This window comes from Bacillus sp. LR_5 (genome assembly GCF_042709275.1).
On record NZ_JAVAXX010000054.1, the window covers coordinates 22,499 to 30,052 of the forward strand.

The 7,554-nt window shown below is 45.0% G+C and carries 6 protein-coding genes; 5 read left to right on the forward strand and 1 reads right to left on the reverse strand.

Translation table 11 applies throughout. The annotated features are described in order from the left end of the window. Position 1 precedes the first annotated feature (1 nt). Positions 2-1,558 carry a stage V sporulation protein B gene (gene spoVB / locus RAC86_RS13695; protein ID WP_014114624.1) on the reverse strand — a complete coding sequence of 519 codons (1,557 nt, stop codon included), beginning with the start codon at positions 1,556-1,558 and terminating at the stop codon, positions 2-4. A 115-nt stretch (positions 1,559-1,673) separates the two neighbouring features. On the opposite strand from spoVB, the gene comN reads away from it, so the two are divergent. The 5 genes from comN to recJ form a co-directional block, all read left to right on the forward strand. Beyond that, positions 1,674-1,970, forward strand: a complete 297-nt coding sequence (gene comN, locus RAC86_RS13700) for a post-transcriptional regulator ComN (protein WP_014114623.1) — start codon at positions 1,674-1,676, stop codon at positions 1,968-1,970. Between the two features lie 38 nt (positions 1,971-2,008). Then, positions 2,009-4,222, forward strand: a complete 2,214-nt coding sequence (gene secDF, locus RAC86_RS13705; protein WP_014114622.1) for a protein translocase subunit SecDF — start codon at positions 2,009-2,011, stop codon at positions 4,220-4,222. A 146-nt stretch (positions 4,223-4,368) separates the two neighbouring features. Continuing rightward, the gene (locus RAC86_RS13710; RefSeq protein ID WP_061186676.1) at positions 4,369-4,866 is read left to right on the forward strand and encodes a cation:proton antiporter regulatory subunit; all 498 of its coding nucleotides are present in this window, start codon (positions 4,369-4,371) and stop codon (positions 4,864-4,866) included. A gap of 77 nt (positions 4,867-4,943) precedes the next feature. Next, positions 4,944-5,276 (forward strand): LapA family protein, encoded by a 333-nt coding sequence (locus RAC86_RS13715; RefSeq protein ID WP_061186675.1) that lies wholly within the window; start codon positions 4,944-4,946, stop codon positions 5,274-5,276. 66 nt (positions 5,277-5,342) lie between these two features. Continuing rightward, the coding region (gene recJ / locus RAC86_RS13720; protein WP_377885763.1) for a single-stranded-DNA-specific exonuclease RecJ at positions 5,343-7,554 on the forward strand (2,212 nt) is incomplete at its 3' end.

The following is a 7,554-nucleotide window of genomic DNA, read 5'->3' on the forward strand; positions in this document are numbered from 1 at the left end:
TTTAGCGGACGATCAGACGTCCGATAATAGGAATGCGGCGAAGCTCATCTTTTTTAATTAAACGGAAAGCGAGTAAGAGGATGATATAGATGGCAGTACTTATTGCAATCCATCCGGCGACATTCACAGCCTCGGACGATCCAAAGCTTACATATTGTTTAATGCCGGAGCTGATGAATCCGCAAATTACAATAACAGCGAAGCTGAGCGCGTACTCCTTGATTTTAATACTGATCGGCAGCACCTTGCTTACGGTTGCCGCGTGTAAAAGCGTGACGAGCACCATACCTGTCACAATGGCTAATGCCGCGCCCATAATACCGAGAGACGGCCTGGTGGCGAGGACAAAAATAAGGCCGGTTTTGACAAGCGCTCCGATTAAACTGTTCATCATCGCAGCCCCTGCTAAATTAAGCGCCTGCAGCACAGCTTGAAGAGGGCCTTGGAAATAATAAAGTAGAAAAAATGGGGCCATCACTTTTATAAATACAGCTGCGCCTGAGGAACCGTACATCACCCTCATCAGCTCATCCGCAAATACAAATAAAATGACAACTGAAATGCCTCCGCTGAGCAGACACAGACGCATGGCCTGTTCCAAGCGGTATTCCACCACCTGCAATTTTTTCTGCTCCATTCCTTCACTGATCGCAGGAACAAGCGCGGTCGATAAAGAATATGTAATAAAGCTGGGCAGAGTCAGCAGGGTCATGGCAAAGCCGGTCAGCTCCCCGTATTGCTTTGTAGCGGCAACTGTCGCCACACCGGCGATGGCAAGGCTTTGAGCGACGACAATCGGCTCGAAAAACCAAGAGAGGTTGCCGATAAAGCGGCTCCCGGTCGTTGGAAGGGACACGCTCATTAATTGGGAAAATGTTTGTTTTCCGTTTTTAATCGACTGGAAAAAGTGCTTTCTGATTTTAATTGTCTTTTTATATTTAAAACAAACAAATAAATACAGAAGTGACGCCAGCTCCCCTGCAACTGAGGATAGCATTGCCCCCGCAGCGGCGTATTCAATTCCGTAAGGGAGAAAAATCGTCGTACAGACAGCGACGAGTGAAATGCGGACGACCTGTTCAAGGACTTGGGACACAGCAAGCGGGTTCATATTCTGTTTTCCTTGAAAGTATCCCCTCAGCACACTTGATATGGCGATAATCGGCACAACCGGCGTAATGGCCAGGAGCGGATACAGTGTTCTTTTATCTGTCAGCATCGTTTCAGCCATAACCGGGGCGAAAAACAGAAACAGCGGTGTAAAAATCAGGCTGAGCACTCCTGTGATGGTCAGAGACATGACTAAAATATTTTTTGTTTTTTGATGGTCTCCGCGCGCGCTGGCTTCAGCGACAAGCTTGCTGATCGCTACCGGCAGACCGAATTGAGTTAGTGTAGTGGCCAAGAAGAAGGTAGGCGCCGCCATCATGTAAAGCCCGACTCCTTCTTCACCGATAAAACGGGCGATAACCACCCGGTTGACAAACCCGAGCATTCTTGTAACCATTCCCGCTGCGATAAGAATAAGAGTGCCCCTTAAAAACGTCTGTTTCGCCATTTTTACCCCCTGCCTTCTCAAACTACCTGTAATCATATACAATAAAGATATGCGTATATATCGTCCAAGCATGACAAGTCTTCTTGAAAAACAATAAAAAAGGAGCGTGGAATTCATGGAGAAGCATCCTGCTGATCTATATAAAGACCACGTCAGGCCGTTTCTTTACAGCAAACTGGAAGAGTTTAAGATTCTCGGGTATGATGATGTTGAACTCGAAAGTTTGTGGTCATACTTAACAGGTAAGAAGTGGAAAAAGAAAGCGGAACTGCACATTTATGAAATGACGAGCGATATTTTATCAGTAAAAATTGGCGAATTTATGAACTATGCAACTGTTGAGTCATTTAAAACGTCTAATTGGCTGGGCAGTGAAGAAGGCCAGGAAGCATTGGAAGAACTGCTGAGATAGCAGGTTGATTCGCACAGGTTTAAGGGAGGATATACATAATGAAAAAAGGACGCTTGATTGCGTTTTTCCTTTTCGTTTTATTGATCGGCACAGGCTTGGGCTACTTTACGAAGCCTGCCGCGAATAATATTACGTTAGGATTGGATTTGCAAGGCGGATTTGAGGTGCTGTATGATGTACAGCCCGTAAAAAAAGGTGACAAAATCACAAAAGACGTTCTGGTCAGCACAGTAGAGGCGTTGAACCGCAGGGCCAATGTCCTCGGTGTCAGCGAACCGAACATCCAAATTGAAGGAAATAACCGAATTCGCGTTCAGCTCGCTGGGGTGACAAACCAAAACAGAGCGCGTGAAATTCTTGCGACTGAAGCGCAGCTTTCCTTCAGAGATGCAAATGATAAGGAACTGCTGAACGGTGCTGATCTCGTCGAAAATGGGGCTAAACAAACCTATGACAGCACAACAAATGAGCCGATTGTCACTATCAAACTGAAAGACGCTGATAAATTCGGCGAAGTGACCAAAAAGGTCATGAATATGGCGCCCAATAACCAGCTTGTCATTTGGCTGGATTACGAAAAAGGCGATTCCTTTAAGAAAGAAGTTCAAAAAGAGCATCCTAAATATGTATCCGCTCCAAATGTAAGTCAGGAGCTAAATACAACTGATGTAAAAATTGAAGGGCATTTCACAGCTCAAGAAGCGAAAGATTTAGCCAGCATTTTAAACGCCGGCGCGCTTCCTGTGAAACTGACTGAAAAATATTCAACATCAGTAGGTGCACAATTCGGGCAGCAGGCGCTCCATGAGACGGTGTTTGCCGGTATTGTCGGTATCGCAATTATTTTCTTATTTATGCTTTTCTATTACCGCCTGCCGGGATTTATTGCGGTGATTACGCTATCGGTTTATATCTACATTACACTCCAGGTCTTTGACTGGATGAATGCTGTGCTCACGCTTCCGGGAATTGCTGCGCTCATTTTAGGTGTCGGGATGGCTGTCGACGCCAACATCATCACCTATGAGCGGATTAAAGAAGAGCTCAAGCTAGGAAAGTCAGTCCGCTCTGCCTTCCGTTCAGGAAACAGACGGTCATTCGCGACGATTCTTGATGCGAATGTTACAACGATTATTGCGGCCGTTGTGCTCTTCATCTTTGGGACAAGCTCTGTAAAAGGGTTTGCGACGATGCTGATTCTGTCGATTTTGACAAGCTTTATCACTGCCGTTTTCTTATCAAGATTTCTCCTTGCTCTCCTTGTGGAAAGCAGATGGCTTGATCGGAAAAAAGGCTGGTTCGGCGTCAACAAGAAGCACATTATGAATATTCAGGATACAGATGAAAATACAGAGCCGCATACGCCGTTCCAAAAATGGGATTTCACGAGCAAACGCAAATATTTCTTTATCATCTCAAGTGCAATCACAATTGCCGGGATTATTATCCTGCTTGTGTTTAAGTTGAATCTGGGCATTGACTTTGCGAGCGGTGCACGGATTGAAGTCCAAAGTGACCATAAGCTGACAACAGAGCAGGTGGAGAAAGATTTTGAATCACTTGGCATGGACCCTGACACCATTGTTCTGTCAGGCGAAAAGAAAAATATCGGTGTTGCCCGTTTTGTTGGAGTGCCAGATAAAGAGACGATCGCCAAAGTAAAAACGCACTTTAAAGACAAATACGGGACAGAGCCAAATGTCAGCACAGTTTCACCGACAGTCGGTAAAGAGCTGGCGAGAAATGCTCTGTACGCACTTGCTATAGCTTCTATTGGAATCATTATTTACGTTTCGATCCGATTCGAATATAGAATGGCGATCGCCGCGATAGCTTCACTGCTATATGACGCATTCTTTATCGTCACGGTTTTCAGTATTACAAGGCTGGAGGTAGATGTTACGTTCATCGCCGCTATACTGACGATTATCGGGTATTCGATTAACGATACAATCGTTACATTTGACAGGATTCGCGAGCATATGAAGAAGCGCAAGCCGAAAACATTTGCCGACCTCAACCATATTGTAAACCTGAGTCTGCAGCAAACCTTTACACGTTCAATTAACACTGTATTAACTGTCGTAATTGTTGTAGTGACACTGCTCATCTTTGGAGCATCTTCGATTACAAACTTCTCAGTCGCTTTATTGGTCGGGCTGTTAACAGGCGTTTACTCCTCTCTCTACATTGCCGCACAAATTTGGCTTGTATGGAAAGGAAAAGAACTGAAAAAAGATTCGGTGCAATAAAAAATTCAGGCTGTCCTTTGCAGGGCAGCCTGTTTTTGAAGTTTCGTTGAACTTAAAATAGACATTTGCTATAATGACATACGCTTACATTTACACATATAAATGGTGTTAAGAGTGGGTTTTCAGATATGTAGGAGGGTTTATATATGAGGGTTCGCGAAGCGCAGCTGCCGGGCATAGGGCATAAAGTTGAAATCATTACTAGAAACTGCGATAAAATTTCAATTATCATTCATCATGACGGCCGGAGAGAGCTGTACTATTTTGACGAAAATGATCATGAAGAATGTATTGCCTCCGTGCAGTTTGATGACGCTGAAGCGAGGCAGATTTCTGCAATTCTCGGCGGAATGGCATATAAACCGAAAGAATTAGAAAGGGTCGAGGCAGCCCTTGATGATTTAATCATAGAGTGGTGTAAAGCAGAGACGGGCGCGCCTGCTATTCATCATACAATTGGTGATTTGGATGCGAGACAGGAATATCATGTGACGGTCATCGCGATTATTAAGAAGAATCAGGATAAACAACTAAATCCGGGATCTGAAACAGTCATTGATGAAGGTGATACACTTGTGATGTCCGGTGATGGAAACGGACTGAAGAGACTGATCCGGGAAAAATTAACCGCAATTGAGGCTTGACCGAGCGTCAAGTCATGTTTAAAACCAGTCTTGACAGGGAAAGTTACCTCAGGTAAATAAACTTTGGGGGAAAGAGAATGAATAAACAATGGACAATAATTTTCGCACTTATTTTTACCTTAATTGTCGCTATTTTCGCAGTCATTAATGTAAGATCCGTAGAAGTTGATTACCTGTTTGGCAGATCGGAGTGGCCGCTCATTCTTGTCATTTTAGGCTCAGTTTTAATGGGCGCGCTGATCGTATTTTCTGCCGGCATTTTTCAGGTGATGAAATTAAAGCGGGAAATAAAAGCGTTGCGGAAAGAAAACAAAACATCACAAGAGACGATACATAAACAAGAAGATACACTGTATGCTGAACAGAACGACATACAGGATACATCAACCGGACTTGAGAAAAAAGACTAGTTTTCGAATAATATTTGAAACCCCTCAGCCTGCTCTAGTATAATAGGGTGGTTGAGGGGTGAATTTATGTTAGCGTCAAAAATGCGATGGGAAATCCAGCGACCAGATCAGGATAAGGTCAAATCACTCACAGAACAATTGCATATAACACCTCTTGTTGCGTCCCTGCTTGTAAAAAGAGGCTTTGATACGGCAGAAAGCGCAAGGCTGTTTTTACATACAAAGGATGCCGATTTTTATGATCCTTTCGAAATGAAGGGCATGAAAGAAGCGGCAGATCGAATAAAACAGGCGATTTCACAACAAGAACAGATTATGATATATGGCGATTATGACGCCGATGGAGTTACCAGTACGTCAGTGATGCTTCACACGCTGCAAAAGCTGTCGGCTCAAGTTGATTTTTATATACCTGACCGCTTTAAAGAAGGATATGGCCCTAATGAACAGGCGTTTCGTTCGATTAAAGAACGGGGCTTCTCTCTGATTATTACGGTTGATACAGGAATTGCCGCTGTGCATGAAGCGAAGGTGGCAAAGGAACTCGGGCTGGATGTCATTATTACCGATCACCATGAGCCGGGACCGGAGCTTCCGGATGTCCATGCGATCGTCCACCCGAAGCAGCCTGGCTGCACCTACCCGTTTAAAGAACTTGCCGGGGTCGGAGTTGCGTTTAAGCTTGCCCACGCTTTATTGGGCGAACTCCCGGATGAACTGCTTGACTTGGCGGCAATCGGCACCATTGCTGATCTTGTCCCGTTGCATGACGAAAACAGATTAATTGCAACACTAGGACTTGAAAGGCTTCGTCGGACGAATCGGCTGGGATTAAAAGAGCTGGTCAAGCTGTCAGGCGGAGACATCGGAGAAGCGAACGAAGAAACAGTCGGGTTCCAGATAGCACCAAGGCTGAATGCCGTCGGACGAATCGAACAGGCGGATCCCGCTGTTCATTTGCTCATGTCAGAGGATTCGTTTGAAGCGGAAGAGCTTGCCGCTGAAATTGACCAGCTGAACAAAGAGCGCCAAAAAATGGTCAGCAAAATGACGGATGAAGCGATTGAAATGGTTGAACAGCAAGGTCTCGATCAAACTGCAATCGTCGTGGCCAAAGCCGGGTGGAATCCAGGAGTCGTCGGGATTGTGGCTTCAAAGCTTGTGGACCGTTTCTATCGTCCGGCCATTGTGCTTGGCATTGATGAAGAAAAGGGGATCGCTAAAGGTTCGGCCCGAAGCATCAGAGGCTTTAATTTATTCGAGAGTCTTTCTGAATGCAGAGATATTCTTCCTCATTTCGGCGGCCATCCAATGGCTGCGGGGATGACATTGAATGCCGAAGATGTGCCGGATTTGCGAAACAGGCTGAATGAAATAGCAGACAATACGCTCACGGAAGAGGATTTTATTCCTGTACAGGAAGTCGATCTCGTCTGCGGTGTCGAGGACATTACGGTTGAAAGCATCACAGAAATGAACCTGCTGTCCCCATTTGGCATGCTGAACCCGAAACCGCACGTTCTCGTAGAAAACGCTGTGCTGGAAGATGTCCGCAAGATCGGCGCTAATAAAAATCATGTGAAAATGACGGTCAGAAACGAGTCGTCTCAGCTTGATTGCGTCGGTTTTAATAAAGGTGAGCTCGAAGAAGGCATCGTCCCGGGTTCAAGAATTTCAATTGTCGGTGAGATGTCTATCAACGAATGGAACAATAGAAAAAAACCGCAGTTAATGATTAAGGATGCCGCTGTTTCTGAATGGCAGCTGTTTGATTTAAGGGGAAAACGGATGTGGGAAGACACAGTTTCCGTCCTTCCATCTGCTAAACGGGCCATTGTCTCTTTCAAAGAAGACTCAACAACACTTCTTCAGACTGAAGATCTTCGCCGTGAAGTGCACGTCATCAGCTCTGAAGATCAAGCGAAGGCGTTTGACCTTGATGGTGCATATATTGTATTGCTGGATCCGCCGCCTTCGTTGGACATGCTCGCACGTTTGCTGGAAGGCAAGACGCCTGAGCGGATATATTTCATTTTTCTCAATCAAGAGGACCACTTTTTATCAACATTTCCCGCAAGAGACCATTTTAAATGGTATTATGCGTTCTTGCTGAAAAGAGGCGCTTTTGACGTGAAAAAACACGGATCAGAGCTTGCAAGACATAAAGGCTGGTCTGTTGAAACAATCAATTTCATGACAAAGGTGTTTTTTGATCTAGGTTTTGTTAAAATAGAGAATGGTGTGCTGTCTGTGGTTAGCGGAGTAAAGAAACGCGACC

What these genes read in the sequence shown, in the direction of transcription:
- RAC86_RS13715 (WP_061186675.1), top strand. Translation starts at nt 4,944, where the DNA reads ATGAATAAACAATGGACAATAATTTTCGCACTTATTTTTACCTTAATT.
- secDF (WP_014114622.1), top strand. Translation starts at nt 2,009, where the DNA reads ATGAAAAAAGGACGCTTGATTGCGTTTTTCCTTTTCGTTTTATTGATC.
- comN (WP_014114623.1), top strand. Translation starts at nt 1,674, where the DNA reads ATGGAGAAGCATCCTGCTGATCTATATAAAGACCACGTCAGGCCGTTT.
- RAC86_RS13710 (WP_061186676.1), top strand. Translation starts at nt 4,369, where the DNA reads ATGAGGGTTCGCGAAGCGCAGCTGCCGGGCATAGGGCATAAAGTTGAA.
- spoVB (WP_014114624.1), bottom strand. Translation starts at nt 1,558, where the DNA reads ATGGCGAAACAGACGTTTTTAAGGGGCACTCTTATTCTTATCGCAGCG.